This window comes from Nonomuraea deserti, from assembly GCF_004348685.1.
In the GTDB taxonomy this organism is placed as follows: domain Bacteria; phylum Actinomycetota; class Actinomycetes; order Streptosporangiales; family Streptosporangiaceae; genus Nonomuraea; species Nonomuraea deserti.
Map to the genome: position 1 here is coordinate 1 of NZ_SMKO01000064.1, position 16,921 is coordinate 16,921.

Genomic DNA, 16,921 nt, shown 5'->3' on the forward strand with positions numbered 1-16,921 from the left:
GCCCCGCCGAGACCACCGCTCCCCGGCCCCGCCGTGACCATGGCCCCACCGAAGCCATGGCCCCACGGCGCCGCCAAGATCAAGGCCTCACGGAACATCCGGCCGCCTCACGACACAGAACACCCACGACATGCCGCCGCCTCACGACGCCCATGACATGCGCCATCCACAATGATCGGCCGTCCCACGCCTGACGAGCATCCGCAGGGGGAAACGCCCCAGCACGAACAGGGGACGGGAACGGGGCAGGAACCCACGGCGAACGGAATTCGGGGCGGCGTCGCGGGGGGACGATGGTCACCGATTCGGCGAAGCGGACGGCCCGGGAGGCGCCGTTGCGGCGCTCAGCCGTCTCCACCAGGTGAGCGTCTCCCTGGACGGGGCCCAGCCCCGGTCGGCGGCTGGGGCCCACCTGGCCTGCCGTAAAGGACGAAGGAACCACCCCTAGGCTGTGACGGTGATGATTCTGTTGCCGCCGTCGGAGGGGAAGGCGGCGGAAGGCAGCGGCCCGCCCGTGGGCGGGCTGTCGTTCCCTGCCCTGGACAGGTTTCGCAAGCGGGTGATGACCGCGCTCGTGCGGGCGTCCAAGCGCCGTGACGCCATCGACGTGCTCGGTCTGACGCCGGGTCTGGCGGGCGAGCTGGCCAGGAACGTCGCGCTGAAGACGGCTCCCACGCTGCCCGCCGCCGACCTCTACACGGGCGTGCTCTACGACAATCTCGGGCTGCGCACCTTGGACGGCGAGGCCTGGAGCCGCGCTGAGCAGTCGCTGCTGATCTTCTCTGGCCTCTGGGGTGTGGTGCGGATCACAGACCGGATCCCGCCCTACCGCCTGTCGATGGGCGTCAATCTGCCGCCGCTCGGCGGGCTGGGCGCGTTCTGGCGGCCGCAGGTCTCGAAGGTGCTGGACGGCATCCCGGGGCTGGTGGTGGATCTCCGCTCGGCCACTTACGCGAGCGCGTGGCAGCCCGGGGAGCGTTCGGTGACGGTCCGGGTGTTCAGGGACGGCAAGGTGGTCAGCCACATGGCCAAGGCCACCCGAGGCGAGATCGCCCGAGCCCTCCTGCAGCAGGACAGCACGCCCACGAGCCCCGATGAGCTGGTCAAGGTGCTCGACGCGCTGGGTTACCGCGTCGAAGCGGCGGCGCCCACGCGCGCCGGCCGGTCATGGACGCTCGACGTGCACGTCTCCTAGCCGACCCCCCGAACGCACACGTCTCGCGAACCCACCGCCGGATACGACGCCGCCGCCCCGCTCGGACGGGTCCGGGCGGGGCGGCGGGGTGATGCGGTCGATCAGTCCAGGTAGTCGCGCAGGACCTGGGAGCGGGACGGGTGGCGCAGCTTGGACATGGTCTTCGACTCGATCTGGCGGATGCGCTCACGGGTGACCCCGTAAACCTTGCCGATCTCGTCGAGCGTCTTCGGCTGGCCGTCGGTGAGCCCGAAGCGCATCGAGACGACGCCCGCCTCCCGCTCCGACAACGTGTCGAGAACGGAGTGCAGCTGCTCCTGGAGCAGCGTGAAGCTGACGGCGTCGGCCGGGACGATGGCCTCGGAGTCTTCGATGAGGTCACCGAATTCGCTGTCGCCCTCCTCACCCAGCGGGGTGTGGAGGGAGATGGGCTCGCGGCCGTATTTCTGGACCTCGACGACCTTCTCGGGCGTCATGTCGAGCTCGCGGGCCAGCTCTTCCGGCGTGGGCTCGCGGCCGAGGTCCTGCAGCATCTGCCGCTGGACGCGGGCCAGCTTGTTGATCACTTCGACCATGTGGACCGGGATGCGGATGGTCCGCGCCTGGTCGGCCATGGCACGCGTGATCGCCTGCCGGATCCACCACGTGGCGTAGGTGGAGAACTTGTAGCCCTTGGTATAGTCGAACTTCTCGACAGCCCTGATCAGGCCCAGGTTGCCTTCCTGGATCAGGTCGAGGAACAGCATGCCGCGGCCGGTGTAGCGCTTGGCCAGCGAGACCACGAGCCGGAGGTTGGCCTCCAGCAGGTGGTTCTTCGCGCGGCGGCCGTCTTCGGCGATCCACTCCAGCTCGGCTTTGACATCGACGGGGAGCCCTTCGGCCTCGCCGCCGCCGAGCTGCTCCTCGGCGAACAGGCCCGCCTCGATGCGCTTGGCCAGCTCGACCTCCTGCTCGGCGTTGAGCAGGGGGACCTTGCCGATCTGCTTGAGGTAGTCCTTCACCGGGTCGGCGGTGGCACCGGCGGCGGCGACCTGCGCCACCGGGGCGTCATCGTCGTCGTCGGAGAGGATGAGGACTTCTTCCTCGGTCTTCTCCACCGTGACCTCGGCGGCCTTGGGCTCCTCGGCTTCGTCGTCGGTGTCGGAGTCACCCTCCGCGTCGGAGTCGCCCTCGGCGACGATCTCCTCGTCGTCGACTTCGATGTCTTCGAGGTCTTCCAGCTCTACGTCGCCGTCGAGCTCGATGTCCTCGTCGTCTCCGTCGGCCCGCGGGGCCTCGGGTGCCTTCGGCTTGGTCTCGGCAGGCCCAGCGTCCTTCGGCTCGGCCTTCTTGGCGGCGGCGGCGGCCGCGGCCTTCTTCGCCGCCGGAGCGGCCTTCTTGGCAGGGGCCGCCTTCTTGGCGGCCGGCTCGACTTCAGCGGTGCCCACGACCGCGGTCACGGTCTCGGGCTGCTGCTCTTTGGCGGCCGCCGCCGTCTTGGTCTTGACGGGGGCGGCGGTGCGGCGCTTTGCTGGACCACGAGACTTCTTCGGCGCAGCCGAATCCGCGGCGGTCACCACCACGGTCACGCCCTCTTTGCTGAGGTTCCGCAAGAACGCGGCGGCGTGCGACATGGGGATGTCCGCCTCCTCGAAGGCCTGACGGACATCCTCAGACTCGAGGAAACCCTGCGAGCGCCCACGCTCGAGCAGTCGCTGAATGACGGGCTCGTTCAGCTCTTGTGGCTTCGAGCGAGTCGAACTTGCAGGCGACACGAACACCTCTCGAACGAACGCGTGGCGACAATGGACCCAGATGCCCGCTGGGGGGCTGTTGCCTCTCTCGGAGATCGGTGAGGCCGTGCGGACCGCGACGGACCTGCACAGCATTGTGGCACGACCCCGCACTCCATACGGCCACCTCCCGGCGGTTGACCTCCACCCTAGGCCGACCAAGACAGTAGTGCGTACGTAAGCGGGGCACCGATACCCGAAAGCAACCGTTATGACTGTTTCATTCAGTCACTCTTCGTGGCTGGCGGCACGTGAATTGCTAGCGCGGTAACGTCATCATCTTGTTCATATCCAGACAACATCCGGTCAACCAGGAAGTCCAGCAACATGTGAGGACTACTCACGACCTCAGGCGGCGCTTCGGTCACAACACTGCAAATCTCTGCGAGACCGGCATCCAGCCCGCGCTTCCTGTTCTCCACGAGCCCGTCGGAGTAGAGCACGGCGGTATGGCCGGGCGGCACCACGAACCGGAACTGCCTACGGCTGGTCGGCCAGCCTAGCGGAGTGCCGGGCTCTGCGTCGCACAGGATCGCCGTGCCCTGGGGCGAAACCAGCACGGGCGGCGGATGCCCGGCCATGGCCAGCGTGCCCTCACCGGTGACGGGCTCGACGACCATGTAGGCCAGGGTCGTGACCTGCTCTTCCTCTTCCGTGGCCTCGAAGACCCGGTCGAGCCCGGTGAGCACGGCCGCGGGCGGCGGGTTGGTCAGCGCCAGGGCCCGCATGGCGTTGCGGATGCGGCCCATGCCGGCGGCGGCCTTGACGCCCTTGCCCATGACGTCGCCCACGACCGCCGCGACACGCCCGTCCTGCAGGACGAACGCGTCGTACCAGTCGCCGCCGACCTGGACGTGGCGGCTGCCCGAGCGGAAGCGCTGAGCCAGCACGAGGCCCTTGACCACCGGCAGGCGGTCGGGCAGCAGGCTGCGCTGCAGCGTCTCGGCGGTGCGGTGCTCGCGCTCGAACAGCGTGGCCCGCTCGACCGCCAGGGCGCACTGGCCGGCCAGCGCCTCCAGGAAGACGCCGTCCTCCTGGGAGATCTTCTGGGGCCGGGTGAAGGAGAATCGGAGCGCTCCCAAAGCCCGTCCGGCGGCCAGCAGCGGCAGCCCCACCCAGGCGCGCTCGTCGCTGTGGGCGAGGTAGTTGCCCAGGACTTCCTCGTCGCCGCCCGCCTCCAGCAGCTGGGCCTTCAGCGACTCGGGAGACTCGGCGAAGACCGGCCTGCGGCTGTTGACCGCCATGGTCATCACGCTGGAGCTGGACAGCGGGATCTCCTCGCCGGAGGGGCCGGACGCCTCGGGGATGCCCTCGCCGTTGATCAGCTTGAGCGCGGCCCTGTCGGTGTCGAGCAGCGCCACCGCCGAGCGGTCGGCGGCCAGGGCGGTGCGGCCCACGTCGATGATGACCTGGACAACCTGCTCGACGGTCAGCGCCTCGGCGAGCATGGCGGTGGCGCCCTGCAGCCGGGCGGTGCGCAGGGCGGCGGCGCCGAGCTGGTCGGTCAGCCTGCCGCGCATCTCCTCGGCCTCGCGCTGCGGGGTCACGTCGGTGTTGGCGCCGACCCACTCGACGACCCGGCCGTGGCGGATGATCGGCACGGCCCGCACCTCGAAGTGGCGGTAGCCGCTGGCACGGGTGCGCACGCGGTAGTTCCACTCGAACATGGTGCGCCCGCGCAGCGCCTCCCTCCAGGCCTCCTCGGTCTGCTGGCTCTCCTCCGGATGCACGACGTCCAGCCAGCCGTTGGCGAGGTATTCCTCCAGGCCCTGGCCGGTGATGGCGCGCCACTGCGGCGCGTCCTCGACGACCGCGCCCGTGGGCGAGGTGATCCACACCAGCTGCGACTGCGCCTCGACCAGCGAGCGGTAGCGCTCCTCGCTGCGGCGCAGCGCCTCCTCGGTCTGGCGGCTCTCGGTCACGTCGAGCCCGATCAGCGCGATCGCCCGCAGCTCGCCGGCGTCGTCGTGGACCGGCGAGAACGACAGCGACCAGTGCCGGGTGTCGCCCTCCGCCGACCGCACGCGCACGCGGCCCTCGGTGACCGGCGCGTCGCTCTCGATGACGGCCTGCACGGCATGCGTGATGATCTGGCTCAGGTCGGCGGCCAGCACCTCGACGGGCTGCCGGCCCGCCATGCGCTCCGCGGGCACGCCGACGACGTCGCTGAAGACGTCGTTGACCCGCTGGACGCGGCCGTCGGCGTCGAAGAACGCGAAGGCGAACTCTGCCTCCGACAGCATGCCCTTGAAGAGGGCGGAGTCTGAGATGTCCACATCCGACTCCCGGGGACGGGGAACGGAGGTCTCGGCGCTCATGGTCGGCACCTCCGTCGCGTGCCAGGGTCTCCCACGCGGCACATCTCCATAATCGTGTATCGGCGTAGCGCAGCTCCGGGCGACCGGATCCTGCAGTACATCATCGGCGATGGGCACGCGCGGACGGAAGCCCCCGCCGGTGCCCGGTCGCCTCTAGGGTCTACGCATCCTGTCAAAGTCGCTCCACTTTGCGCAGCAAGATCAGGTTACCGCGCCCGATTGCCGGGACGCTTGCCCGCCACGGCTATCGGGCCTTGGCCGCGCGCTTGGCCTCTTGCTTGGCGGCGCGCACCCGGCCCAGACTGTCGGCGTCGACCACGTCGGCGACCGATCTGTGTGCACCCTCCTCGCCGTAGAGTCCGGCTGCCTCTCGCCAGCCTGACGGCTGGACCTCCAGCTGCTTCCCCAGCAATGCCAAGAAAATCTGGGCCTTCTGCTTGCCGTATCCCGGAAGGGCGTTCAGTCGTTTGAACAGGTCCTTGCCGTCGGTGGCCTCGGCCCAGATCCGCTCGGGCCTGCCGTCGTAGTGTTCCACCAGGTAGGCCGCGAGCTGCTGGATGCGGCCCGCCATCGCCTTGGGATAGCGGTGCACGGCCGGCGGCTGGGCCAGCAGCGCGGCGAACTCCTCCGGCTCGTAGGAGGCGAGCTCCTCGGCGGTGAGGTCGTGACCCAGCCGCTGAGAGATGGTGTGAGGCCCCGTGAACGCCCACTCCATGGGGATCTGCTGGTCGAGCAGCATGCCGACGAGCAGGGCGAGCGGGCTGCGGCCGAGGAGCTCGTCTGCCTCGCTCCGCTGGGCGAGCTGGATGCGCATGGAGACAGCTTCGCATGAAAGGGCACCGGGTGAAGTGAACACAGGCGTCGTGGAGGCTTGACACCCGTCCGAGAAAGGGTGGAATGAGAGCGCAAGTCGCCCTGCAGACGTTCCTAGGGGTTTGCCCTTAGGTCTCCAGAGGAATCTCACTCCTATGCTCGCTCTGGCCACACGGTTCCTGCGCGAACCGGTCAGTCTCAGGCTGGCCGAAGAGTTCCTGACCGTACCCGTGGACACGATCGACCGCTGCGTGGCCGACGTGTGCGCGTGTGCGCAGCATCTGGGCGTCACCGCGACCCCGGAGATCGTGGAACGCATCGCCCGCGAGCACCTGCTCGCGATCGTGAACTCCGCGCCTCCGCCGCGGAGCTCCCGTTGACGTGACGTCGCAAGCGTCCTGCGGCGTGTTCCCGCAGGGCGCGGGACGCGGGTCACCGGCATGACCCTCCGATAACATCGGGGTCACCGGGCCGTGTTCTCCGCACCGTTCGCGCCTGGAATACGAGAGAGTGAGGGTGTGCGCCGACACCGACGAGATCCCCGGGAGAGCACTCCGCCCGACGACGTGTTCAAGGAGATGGTGCAGGCGGCTCGAGAGCTGCTCGCCGTACGCACTCCCCTGGACGCGGAGCTGATGGTCTCCGACATGATCGGGGCCTGGTGGGGCCGGCGGGTCCGCGGCGGCGACGTGGAGCAGGTGCTCGGTGAGGGGCTGGTCGACTACGCGGCCAAGGCCGGCACGCCGGCCTCGCTGACCCTCCTGATGTGCCTGGCCTACCTCGGCACGGCACGCCAGGGCGCCAAGGCCGAGGGCGCGGCGCTCGCGATGATGGAGTCGGGGGTGGCCAGGCCGGGCTGGGCCGACCGGGTGGGCGCGGTGAAACCGGCCGGCTGCTACGTCTCCCGCGACGCCTACGGCGACCAGGACACGGTGATCTGCACGTTCTCCTACCGGTGGAACGACGGCGAGCCCCCGGCCGACCGCCACGCGCTCGTCATGGTCGTCGACTACAACATGAGCGGCATGACCCGCGACGCCTGGGTCTCCTCCCAGGTCGACAAGCTGCTCGAGCAGGCCAGGGCCGAGGCGGCGGGCAACCCGATGCTGCTGTTCGAGGAGATCCAGCCGGAGCAGGCCAGGGCGCTGCTGGAGTCGGCGATGAAGGCCACGAAGGAGCCCAAGACCCCGCCGCCGGTGAGCGACAGCTACAGCGCCTACCACGCGTTCGCCAGGGCCAGGCTGAAGGCGCTGCCGCCCGGGCGCAAGCGGCCGGCGCCCCTGCACATCGAGGCGCCCTACAGCAGGGAGCGGCGGGCCATGCTGGCGGCGGAGTTCCTGGCCTCCGACGCGGCCGAGCACCTGTCCGACCCCTCGGCCGCCTCCCGCTGCGCCGACCACATCATCGACTACGGCTGCGAGCAGGACTTCAACCGGCCGCTGCGGGTCAGCCCCACCAAGTGCGAGACGTTCCTGCTCGACTGGCTGCCGCGCAAGGTGATGCTGAGCGTGGCGGAGCAGGAGGCGATGCCGCACGTGCTGGCGGCGTGGGTGCGCTTCGCCGCCCACCGCACGGGCCTGCCCGAGCAGGGGCTGAAGGCCACGCTCGACGCGGTGTGGGAGGCCATCGGCAAGTTCCCCGAGGCCTACCGGGATCCGACCTCGTTCGGCCTCGACCGGCCGCTGCTGGAGCGCCTGCTGCCGGACGGCGACCTGTCGGCGCTGGCCAGGCGGGTCTTCGCCTTCCCCTTCCTGCAGGGCACGCACAACGGCGTCGACCTCGACCACCTCAATCCCGCCGACGAGGCCGACCGCCGCACGCTGCTCGAGATCGACCACGGCGGCGCGATCGATCAGGAGCACCTGGCCTGGCACGAGGAGATCGCCACGCGGCTGTGGGAGGGCGACCCTCCGCAGTTGTGGGAGGCCGCGCAGCGCCTGCTCGACCTCGGGCACGACCGCCACGACGTGCTCCACGTGCTGATCGAGATCGCCGAGCGGATAGGCGGCGACCCGGAAGAGCTCGCGGCGGCTCTCGACGACATCGCCGACATTCCCGACGAGATCTAGCGCGCCATAGAATTTCGTTCTATGGCGATGTACAGCCGCGTCGGCGAAGGCCGCTACCGCGCGTCGGAGCACACCCAGGGCCCGTGGGACCCCGGCTCGCAGCACATGGGCCCCGTCACCGCCCTGCTCGTGCACGAGCTTGCCCGCACGGCGCCACGGCCCGGCCTGCAGTTGTCCAGGCTGGTGGTCGACGTGTTCGCGCCCGTGCCCGTGGCCGAGTTGCGGGTCGAGACCGACGTCGCCCGTGACGGCAAGCGCGTGCAGTGCCTGTCGGCGAGCGTCCACTCCGGCGGCCGCGAGTTCGCCAGGGCGAGTGCCTGGCGCATCCGCGAGGCCGGCACATCCGCCACCCCGGCTCAGGACCCGCCCGCGCCGGTCCCGCCCCGTTCCGAGGAGCACGCGCGCTCGTGGCTGGGCTCGGGCATCGGGTACGGCAGGGCGCTCGACTGGCGTTTCGTCACCGGCAGCCCTTTGACCCCCGGCCCGGCCACGGTCTGGGGCAGGCTCGGCATGCCGCTGGTCGAGGGCGAGGAGATCACCCCGCTGGAGCGCCTGGCGGTGTTCGCCGACAGCGGCAACGGCGTCAGCCTCGCCGTCGACTTCGCCACGCATCTCTTCGTGAACGTGGACCTGACGATCTCCTTGTTCCGGTCGCCCGAAACGGAGTGGATCTGCATGGAGGCGGCGACCGTGCTCGGCCCGGCCGGGCGCGGGCTGACCCGTTCGACCCTGTATGACGAGAATGGCGAGGTGGGGACGGCCACTCAGACCTTGTTCGTCGCACCGCGCAGGCCATGAAGCGCCATGATGGTGCCATGGTGATCGACCTCAACGCGGATCTCGGCGAGGGCTACGGCATCTGGCGGCTCGGCGACGACACGGCGCTGCTCGACATCGTCACGAGCGCCAACGTGGCCTGCGGTTTCCACGCCGGCGACCCGGTGACGATCCGGCGCACGTGCGCGGCGGCCGTCGACCGCGGCGTGGCGATCGGCGCTCAGGTGTCCTACCGCGACCTGGCGCATTTCGGGCGCAGGGAGATGGAGCTCGAGCCGGAGGAGCTCTGCGCCGAAGTGCTCTACCAGCTCGCGGCCGTCGACGGCATCGCCAGGGCGATGGGCGGCCGGGTGTCCTACGTCAAGCCCCACGGCGCCCTCTACAACCGGATCTGCCGCGACGAGGTGCAGGCGGCAGCGGTGATCGACGCGGTGGCCGACTACGATCCCTCGCTGCCGGTGCTCACGCTGCCCGGCTCGGTCGTGCACGAGGCGGCGGCGGCCGCCGGCGTTCCGACGGTGAACGAGGCGTTCGCCGACCGCGCCTACACCCCGGCGGGGATGCTGGTCCCGCGCAGGGAGCCGGGCGCGGTCATCCACGACGTCGCCGCGGTGGCGGCCCGGGCCCGCCAGATGGCCGTGGAGGGCTCCGTGACGGCCTCCGACGGGAGTTCCGTCCCGCTGACCGCCCGTTCCATCTGCGTCCACGGGGACACGCCTGACGCGGTCCTGCTGGCGCAGGGGGTCCGCGACGCGCTGCTGGCGGCCGGGGTCGTCCTGCAGGCGTTCACGTGATCCGCAGGGCCGGGGAGCACGGGCTGCTCGTGGAGACGGGCTCGCTCGAGCTGTCCCACCGGCTGGACGCAGCGCTGCGGGCGGACCGGCCCGCCGGGGTGGCGGAGATCGTGCCGGGGCCCGCGACCGTGCTCGTGGTGGCGCCCGGGGTGGATCAGACGTGGTTGCGCGACCGGCTGGCGGCGGTCGTCGCCGAGGAGCGGGGCAAGGACGGCGCCGGGGCGGCCGAGGGGCCCGTCGTGACGATTCCGGTGGTCTATGACGGCGCGGATCTCGATTCGGTGGCGGAGCTGGCCGGCATCTCCGCCGACGAGGTGGTCGCCCGGCATTCCGGGCGCGAGCTGGTCGTGGGGTGGCTGGGGTTCGCCCCCGGGTTCGCCTACCTCACCGGGCTCGATCCGGTGCTGGAGTCGCCCAGGCTGGACACGCCGCGCACGTCGGTGCCGGCCGGGTCCGTGGCGATCGCGGGCCCCTACTCCGCGGTCTATCCGACCGCCTCGCCCGGCGGGTGGCGGCTGCTCGGCCGCACGTCCGTGCGGGTGTGGGACGTCACGGCCGACCCTCCGTCGCTGTTCAGGCCGGGCATGCGCGTGCGGTTCGTCCGCGAGGGAGCCCCGCCGTCCTGACAGGGGCGGCGGGAGCGCAGCGACCAGGGGTACCGAGGAAGAGGGTGGCAGATGGCGACCGAGCCCGCCGGACGGAGTGAGGCCACGGGCACGTGATGATCGAGGTGCTGGCGCCCGGTCCGTACGCGACCGTGCAGGATCTCGGGCGGCCCGGTTACGCCCACCTCGGCGTGCCCCGTTCGGGGGCGGCCGACGCGCCGAGCCTGCGGCTGGCCAACCGGCTCGTGGGCAACGCGGAGGGGCTGGCGGGGATCGAGCTGACGTTCGGCGGGGCCTGGTTGCGCTTCCACGACGGAGGGTGGGCGGCGCTGGCCGGCGCCCCGGTGGCCGTGACGGTCGCCCCCGGCGGGGAAGGCACGGGTCCGCACGAGACCGTCGGCTGGGCGGCCGCGCGGGCCGGCATGGGGGTGCCGTTCTGGGTGCCGGCGGGGGCGGAGCTGCGTCTGGGGACGCCCGCCTGGGGCTTGCGCACCTATCTGGCCGTGCGCGGAGGGATCACGGTGGCACCGGTGCTCGGCAGCCGATCGACCGACTCGCTGTCGGGGCTCGGCCCCGAGCCGCTGCGGGCGGGAGCGCTGCTGCCGGTCGGCCCGCCGCGGGGTGACACCTCGGCCGACGCCGTGGCCGACGCCGTGGCAGACGCCGTGACTGACATCGTCGCCGACCTCGCGCCCCTGCCCGGGCCCCGGCCCGCCGTGCTGCGCGTCCTGCCGGGGCCGCGCGACGACTGGTTCGCGCCGGGCGCGCAGGACGCGCTGTGCGCGGGCCCGTACGTGGTGAGCCAGGACAGCAACCGGGTCGGCGTGCGCCTGAGCGGGCCCGAGCTGGTGCGGGCCAAGGAGGGCGAGCTGCCGAGCGAGGGCATGGTGGCCGGGGCCGTGCAGGTGCCTCCGAGCGGGCAGCCGATCGTCTTCCTCGCCGACCATCCGCCGACGGGCGGCTACCCGGTGATCGCCGTCGTGACGGCCGCGGACCTCGCCGTGGCCGCCCAGCTGAGGCCGGGTGACGAGGTCAGGTTCACAGGACGACCCGCCCGCTGACGCAGGTGACGACGGAGCCGCCCACCCAGACCTCTCCCTGCTCGCCGGTGGAAACGTGCACCCGTCCCGCACGCCCGAGCGCGGTGCCCTGGCTCGCCACGTACGGCGCCGTGGCCCGGCCGGTCCGCAGCAGCCACTGTGCCAGCGACGCGTTCAGGCTGCCCGTCACGGGATCCTCGACGGTGGTGCCCTGGGCCGGGGTGAAGGCCCGCACCTCGAAGGCGCACGGCGAGCCCTCAGGGTACGGTCCCACCACGCCCACGTCGTGCGGGACGGGGCCGGGTCGGAGCGCGAGCACCGCGTCGGCGTCGGCGAGCAGCACTGCCACCCAGCCGGGGCCGTTGTCGGCCCACTCGACGTCGACCATGTCGTCCCGGGAGATCCGCAGGCCCTCGGCGATCCGCTCGACGAGCTCGTCCTCCACGGGTCCCGAGCGCAGCAGCGGCGGCGCCTGGAACGCGAGCCCGGCGTCCGTCCTGCGCAACCGGATGAGCCCGGCCCCGCACTCCTGCGTGATCTCGCCGCCATCGCGTGGCGCTCCGCCGGCCTCGAGCCAGGCGTGGCAGGTGCCCAGAGTCGGGTGCCCGGCGAAGGGCAGCTCGGTGACCGGGGTGAAGATCCGCACCCGGTAGTCGGCCTCCGGCGTGGCCGGCGGCAGCAGGAACGTGGTCTCCGACAGGTTGGTCCACGCGGCGAACCGCTGCATCTCCTCGGTGCTCAGACCTTCGCCGTCGAGCACCACGGCCAGCGGGTTGCCGCGATAGGGGACGGCGGTGAAGACGTCCACCTGGCTGAATGCGCGCATCATACGACGGAGTCTTCCAGGAAGGGCTTTTCCCGTCGCCGTGCCACCCCCAGACTGGTCGGTGTGGCGGATTTCGATGTGGTGGTACTGGGTTCCGGGCCGGGTGGGCAGAAGGCCGCGATCGCAGCGGCGAAACTAGGCAAGAACGTAGCGATAGTCGAGAAGCGGCACATGATCGGCGGCGTGTGCATCAACACCGGCACGATCCCGTCGAAGACCCTGCGCGAGGCCGTGCTCTATCTCACGGGCCTCAACCAGCGGGAGTTGTACGGCGCCAGCTACCGCGTCAAGGAGGAGATCACCGTAGCCGACCTCGGCATGCGCACGCAGCACGTGATCGGCAGGGAGATCCAGGTCATCCGCAGCCAGCTCGCCCGTAACAAGGTGGCGGTGCTGCAGGGCACGGGCCGGTTCCTGGACGCGCACACGATCGGCGTCGTCCACGAGGAGGGCAAGGAGACGAAGGTCACCGCCGAGAAGATCGTGATCGCCACGGGCACGTCGCCCGCGCGGCCGGCGAGCGTCGAGTTCGACGACAGGACGGTCATCGACTCCGATGCCATCCTGCACCTCGACCGGGTGCCGGAGACGCTAGTCGTGGTGGGCGCCGGGGTGATCGGCATCGAGTACGCCTCCATGTTCGCCGCGCTCGGCACGAAGGTGACGGTGATCGAGCGGCGCGACCGCATGCTGGAGTTCTGCGACCTGGAGATCGTGGAGGCGCTGAAATACCATCTGCGCGACCTGGCGGTCACCTTCAGGTTCGGGGAGAACGTCGCGGCCGTCGAACGCCGCCCAGGCGGCGCGCTGACCCTGCTGGAGAGCGGCAAGAAGATCCCGGCCGACTGCGTCATGTACTCCGCGGGCCGCCAGGGCAAGACGGCCGAGCTGTGCCTGGAGGCCGCGGGCCTGACCGCCGACGACCGGGGCCGGATCTCCGTGGACGCCGACTACGCCACGGAGGTGCCGCACATCTACGCGGTCGGCGACGTGATCGGCTTCCCCGCGCTCGCGGCCACGTCCATGGAGCAGGGCCGGCTGGCCGCCCAGCACGCGTGCGGCGAGCCGGTCGGCGACATGGACGACCTGCCGCCCATCGGCATCTACACCATCCCCGAGATCAGTTTCGTCGGGAAGTCGGAGGACGAGCTGACGCGCGACAAGGTGCCGTTCGAGGTGGGCATCTCCCGCTACCGCGAGCTGGCCAGGGGCCAGATCATCGGCGACTCGTACGGCATGCTCAAGCTGCTCGTGTCGCCGGAGGACCGGCGGCTGCTCGGCGTGCACGTGTTCGGCACGGGGGCGACGGAGCTGGTGCACATCGGGCAGACGGTCATGGGCTGCGGCGGCACGGTCGACTACCTGGTCAACGCGGTGTTCAACTATCCGACGCTGGCCGAGTCGTACAAGGTGGCGGCGCTGGACGCGATGAACAAGATGCGGGTGGTGGCCCGGCTCACGGCGGGGATGTGAGCCGGGGTCAGGGGGTGAAGCCGGTCTCCACCCCGCGGTTCTCTGTACTGATATTTCAGGGCGAGGTCGGGGAGCTCGGGGAGCTCTCGGCGGCCTCCCACATCCGCAGGTACGCTTCGGCGCCCGCCGCCATGTCCCGCACGATCTCGTCGCCGGCGATGATCCGCATGTCCTCGATCCAGTCGGGCACCAGGCCGTAGTTGGCGACCCCGTCGGTGTTGACGTCCCAGACCCGCTCGCCGGTGCTCAGCCGGTCAAGGCGCTCGGAGCCGTCGAAGGTGGTGAACGGGTACGTCACGGGGTTGCCGGCGTTGCCGGCCCTCGGCCCGGGCAGCTGCCCCATCCCGTTGACGTCCAGGCCGTAGCCGTAGCCGGAGATCTGGTGCTCCTGCCGGAGCGGCTCGGTGCGGGCCCACTCGGCGACGAAGTGCTCGGCGTCGTGCCCGTACTGGGTGATCATGCCGCCGAGCGCGTAGACGCGCTCGAAGAAGTGCGGGTCGGTCCAGCTGTGGGAGGAGATGACGCCCGGGTACCGGGCGGCTTCGAGCAGGTCGAGCGTGCGTTCCGCGGCCTTCACGCTCATGTGGTCGATCTCGACCAGCATGCCGCGTTCGATCATGCCCTGGACCATGTGCTCGCCGAGCGCGGTCAGGCCCCTCGTGTTGCAGTGCGGCGCCGGCGGATAGAGCGGGAGCGAGACGCCGGGCGGGAGCAGGCCGGCGATCGGGTCGGGCAGGACGCCGCCCGGGTCGATCGGGTTGTCGTGCGCCGGGCCGGTGCAGGTGCGGGCCTGCCAGAACGAGCCGCCGCTGAGCAGGTTGCCCAGGTTGACGATCGCGCCCTGGGTGCCGGAGTCGAAGCGCACGCCGCACAGCGCGTTGTCGTACTTGTGGCAGACGAACATGCTGCGCACGCCGAGCGCGTGCACCTCGTCGAGCCCCCGGTCGATCTGCGCCCTGGTGCAGCGCGGGATGCCGAGCAGCGTGCGGCAGCCGAACGGCTCGGAGGTCTCGATGCCCAGGACGACGGCGAGCTTGCCGGCCTCGACGACCTGCCTGGCCTCGGCCGGGTCGCGCACGATGCGGAACCAGCCCTGCCCGGGGCCTCCGTGCTCGGCGTCGATGTGGTCCTGCAGCTCGCGGGCCCGCTCGGCCTGCCGCCTGATCGAGGCCATCTCGTCGCAGGCGTACCGCTTCAGCGGGTAGATCGCGCAGAGCTGCCGGTTGGCGACCAGGTGGTTGACCATGACGCGCAACCCGCCCCGCCAGGCGCGTTCCACCCACGTGTAGTACGCCTGCTGGTGGGTCAGGGAGTCGTGGGCCGGCCAGTCGTGAAACGTCGGCCAGCCCACCGGGTCGTGGGTGCCCACGGGCGAGCCGGTCCGGGTGAAGTTCTCGTACCAGGCCAGCTCTCCGTTGGGGTGGTGGTCGGCGCAGTCGGTCAGGGCCTTCTCGACGCCCTGCGCGTGGAACGGCCGCCCGCACATCAGCAGGCCGCCGAACGCCTCGTAGGAGAACAGGTGGCTGTGGGCGTCGACGAACCCGCGGACCTCGGCCGCCGCCGTGGCGGGGCCGATCCGCGGGATCGTCAGCGTGCCGGTTACGAGGAGCAGCACGGCGACTGCTGCGAGGGCTGAGCGGGGGGACATCACACCTCGCCAGGCTGGGGGTTCGGGGGCCACCCCAGCATCCGCCGCCGTCACGGGCCCGGCAAGACCCAAACATGAGTGCGTCTCACGTGTCCTGGTGGCGTACGGTCACCGCGTCGAGGTTGAGGTAGTTGCCGCCGCCCAGCTCCAACCGGATCGTGTTGTGCCCGAGCGCCAGCCTGACCCCGTCGAGCACGGCGGTGCCCCACTGGCCCCAGCCGTCTGTGGCGGGGAACCGCAGGTCCGTGGCCTGGGCGCCGTTCACCAGGACGCGGCGCCCGGCGTCGCCCGCGCCGGCGGCGTAGCGGAAGCGCAGCTGGTGGGGCCCGGCGCGGCCGACGTTCACGTGGATGGTCAGCGCCTGGTCCGCGGCGTTCCAGCCGGCGAGATAGCCCCTGCCGGTGAAGCCCGGCTGGCTGCTCTCCCCTCCGATGCCCTCGGACCGCGCGTTCTCGGCCTCGTAGACGCCGTTCTCCGGCTGGAGCCCGCCGTTGCCGTCGGGCTCGACGATCTGGAGCATGCTGACGGGGGCCGCCGCGGTCAGGCTCTGCAGGAACGTGCCGGGCGCGGGCGCGGACCAGTCGGGGCCCATCAGGTCGTCGGAAGGGCGCCGGTGCTGCCACGCCTGGGTGGCGTTGCGCTGCAGGAACGGCAGATACTTCGTCTGGCCGTGCCGGGTGACCAGCACGTTGAGATGGCGGACCAGCAGCGCCTTGAAGCCGCCGCCGTCGTTGACGCCCTCGTGCAGCAGGGTGCCGCCGTTGGTGAGGTTGGCGGTGGCCCAGTCGGCGGCGGCACGGGCGTCGGCGAGGTAGGAGGCCGTGCCCGTCGCCTCGTAGAGCGCGGCGGCGGCACCGATGTAGGTGCCGAAATTGTAGGTGAAGTCCCACTTGACGAGCGTGCCGTCGGCTTCGAAGTGGTCGTAGACGTGCCCGTCCTCCTGCAGGTTCTCCTTGACCCAGGCGAACAGGCTCCGCGCCCGCGACAGGTAGGAGGCCTCGCCCGTCGCGGCGTGCAGCTTGGTGGCGGTGATCGCCGCGGGGGCGTTGGTGGCGACGTTCTTCTGGTCGCGCACGTCCCTGCGCCACCAGATGCCGCCGCCGTGGGTGTCGTCGCGCTCGGCCCAGATCCGGTCGAACAACTGCTTCGACCGGTCCAGGTACGTGTCATCCCCGGTCAGCTCGTACGCCCGCGCGCTCGCCAGCGCCCACCACCCGAGATCGTCGTTGAAGTCGTTCTCGAAGTCCGGGTAGTAGGCGACGAAGCCGGCGTACACGTCGTCGAGCATCCGGCGGTATTCCGGGCTGCGGGTGCGCTCGTAGGCGTCCATCACCAGCTCCCACAGCTGCGCCTCCCACCAGAAGTCGGTGTAGAGCCCGCCTTCCGGCCCGTGGGCGTGCTCGTGGACGCGGTGGTCGCTGTTGGTGTAGAAGTACTTCTTCTCCGGGTCCCAGAAGGCGTCGACGAAGGCCGACATGGCGGCGTCGGCGTCCCCGGGGACGGTGGCGTGCGCCGGCTGGACGGCCGGGCCTGCCTGCAGCAGGGCGAATAACGCGACGCAGGCCGCCGCGATGCGCGCTCTCATGATGGT

14 protein-coding genes are annotated in these 16,921 nt (G+C 71.0%); 8 read left to right on the forward strand and 6 right to left on the reverse strand.

All coding sequences use genetic code 11. The features are described from left to right. The first annotated feature begins 457 nt into the window (after positions 1 to 457). Positions 458 to 1,195: a YaaA family protein gene (locus E1292_RS23225; RefSeq protein WP_165974696.1), complete on the forward strand. Its 738-nt coding sequence runs from the start codon at positions 458 to 460 to the stop codon at positions 1,193 to 1,195. Positions 1,196 to 1,296: 101 nt separating this feature from the next. Here the strand turns inward: E1292_RS23225 and E1292_RS23230 are convergent, their stop codons facing one another. From E1292_RS23230 to E1292_RS23240, 3 genes are all read right to left on the reverse strand, one after another. Further along, positions 1,297 to 2,949 (reverse strand): RNA polymerase sigma factor, encoded by a 1,653-nt coding sequence (locus tag E1292_RS23230; RefSeq protein ID WP_132597334.1) that lies wholly within the window; start codon positions 2,947 to 2,949, stop codon positions 1,297 to 1,299. 242 nt (positions 2,950 to 3,191) lie between these two features. Next, positions 3,192 to 5,285 carry a SpoIIE family protein phosphatase gene (locus E1292_RS23235; protein WP_132597335.1) on the reverse strand — a complete coding sequence of 698 codons (2,094 nt, stop codon included), beginning with the start codon at positions 5,283 to 5,285 and terminating at the stop codon, positions 3,192 to 3,194. Positions 5,286 to 5,529: 244 nt separating this feature from the next. Beyond that, complete coding sequence (locus tag E1292_RS23240; protein WP_132597336.1) at positions 5,530 to 6,099, reverse strand: HhH-GPD-type base excision DNA repair protein; 570 nt, start codon at positions 6,097 to 6,099, stop codon at positions 5,530 to 5,532. A gap of 154 nt (positions 6,100 to 6,253) precedes the next feature. Between E1292_RS23240 and E1292_RS23245 the strand changes: the two genes are divergently transcribed. The 6 genes from E1292_RS23245 to E1292_RS23270 all read left to right on the forward strand — a co-directional run bounded on the left by E1292_RS23245 (position 6,254) and on the right by E1292_RS23270 (position 11,404). Further along, positions 6,254 to 6,478 carry a hypothetical protein gene (locus E1292_RS23245; protein ID WP_132597337.1) on the forward strand — a complete coding sequence of 75 codons (225 nt, stop codon included), beginning with the start codon at positions 6,254 to 6,256 and terminating at the stop codon, positions 6,476 to 6,478. A gap of 198 nt (positions 6,479 to 6,676) precedes the next feature. Further along, positions 6,677 to 8,167 (forward strand): hypothetical protein, encoded by a 1,491-nt coding sequence (locus tag E1292_RS23250; RefSeq protein WP_246090282.1) that lies wholly within the window; start codon positions 6,677 to 6,679, stop codon positions 8,165 to 8,167. 21 nt (positions 8,168 to 8,188) lie between these two features. Next, positions 8,189 to 8,965 carry a thioesterase family protein gene (locus E1292_RS23255; protein ID WP_132597338.1) on the forward strand — a complete coding sequence of 259 codons (777 nt, stop codon included), beginning with the start codon at positions 8,189 to 8,191 and terminating at the stop codon, positions 8,963 to 8,965. A 17-nt stretch (positions 8,966 to 8,982) separates the two neighbouring features. After that, on the forward strand, positions 8,983 to 9,738 hold the full coding sequence (locus E1292_RS23260) for a LamB/YcsF family protein (protein WP_132597339.1): 756 nt from the start codon (positions 8,983 to 8,985) through the stop codon (positions 9,736 to 9,738). Next, complete coding sequence (locus E1292_RS23265) at positions 9,735 to 10,364, forward strand: 5-oxoprolinase subunit B family protein (RefSeq protein ID WP_132597340.1); 630 nt, start codon at positions 9,735 to 9,737, stop codon at positions 10,362 to 10,364. Before E1292_RS23260 ends, E1292_RS23265 begins: the two co-directional genes overlap by 4 nt. 95 nt (positions 10,365 to 10,459) lie before the next feature. Beyond that, positions 10,460 to 11,404: a 5-oxoprolinase subunit C family protein gene (locus E1292_RS23270; protein ID WP_132597368.1), complete on the forward strand. Its 945-nt coding sequence runs from the start codon at positions 10,460 to 10,462 to the stop codon at positions 11,402 to 11,404. On the opposite strand, the gene E1292_RS23275 is transcribed toward E1292_RS23270, so the two are convergent. Further along, positions 11,382 to 12,212 (reverse strand): PhzF family phenazine biosynthesis protein, encoded by an 831-nt coding sequence (locus tag E1292_RS23275; RefSeq protein ID WP_132597341.1) that lies wholly within the window; start codon positions 12,210 to 12,212, stop codon positions 11,382 to 11,384. The genes E1292_RS23270 and E1292_RS23275 overlap by 23 nt on opposite strands. A 60-nt stretch (positions 12,213 to 12,272) precedes the next feature. On the opposite strand from E1292_RS23275, the gene sthA reads away from it, so the two are divergent. Then, positions 12,273 to 13,682, forward strand: coding sequence for a Si-specific NAD(P)(+) transhydrogenase (gene sthA, locus E1292_RS23280; RefSeq protein WP_132597342.1), 1,410 nt, complete (start codon positions 12,273 to 12,275; stop codon positions 13,680 to 13,682). A gap of 55 nt (positions 13,683 to 13,737) precedes the next feature. Here sthA and E1292_RS23285 read toward each other — a convergent pair whose 3' ends face one another. After that, positions 13,738 to 15,297 (reverse strand): membrane dipeptidase, encoded by a 1,560-nt coding sequence (locus E1292_RS23285; protein ID WP_246090281.1) that lies wholly within the window; start codon positions 15,295 to 15,297, stop codon positions 13,738 to 13,740. Between the two features lie 118 nt (positions 15,298 to 15,415). Beyond that, positions 15,416 to 16,915 (reverse strand): glycoside hydrolase family 76 protein, encoded by a 1,500-nt coding sequence (locus tag E1292_RS23290; RefSeq protein ID WP_132597344.1) that lies wholly within the window; start codon positions 16,913 to 16,915, stop codon positions 15,416 to 15,418. Positions 16,916 to 16,921 lie beyond the last annotated feature (6 nt).

Coding starts and splice junctions, on each gene's coding strand:
- E1292_RS23255 (WP_132597338.1), top strand. CDS start 8,189: ATGGCGATGTACAGCCGCGTCGGCGAAGGCCGCTACCGCGCGTCGGAG.
- E1292_RS23260 (WP_132597339.1), top strand. CDS start 8,983: ATGGTGATCGACCTCAACGCGGATCTCGGCGAGGGCTACGGCATCTGG.
- E1292_RS23275 (WP_132597341.1), bottom strand. CDS start 12,212: ATGATGCGCGCATTCAGCCAGGTGGACGTCTTCACCGCCGTCCCCTAT.
- E1292_RS23240 (WP_132597336.1), bottom strand. CDS start 6,099: ATGCGCATCCAGCTCGCCCAGCGGAGCGAGGCAGACGAGCTCCTCGGC.
- E1292_RS23290 (WP_132597344.1), bottom strand. CDS start 16,915: ATGAGAGCGCGCATCGCGGCGGCCTGCGTCGCGTTATTCGCCCTGCTG.
- E1292_RS23250 (WP_246090282.1), top strand. CDS start 6,677: ATGGTGCAGGCGGCTCGAGAGCTGCTCGCCGTACGCACTCCCCTGGAC.
- E1292_RS23245 (WP_132597337.1), top strand. CDS start 6,254: ATGCTCGCTCTGGCCACACGGTTCCTGCGCGAACCGGTCAGTCTCAGG.
- E1292_RS23235 (WP_132597335.1), bottom strand. CDS start 5,285: ATGAGCGCCGAGACCTCCGTTCCCCGTCCCCGGGAGTCGGATGTGGAC.
- E1292_RS23270 (WP_132597368.1), top strand. CDS start 10,460: ATGATCGAGGTGCTGGCGCCCGGTCCGTACGCGACCGTGCAGGATCTC.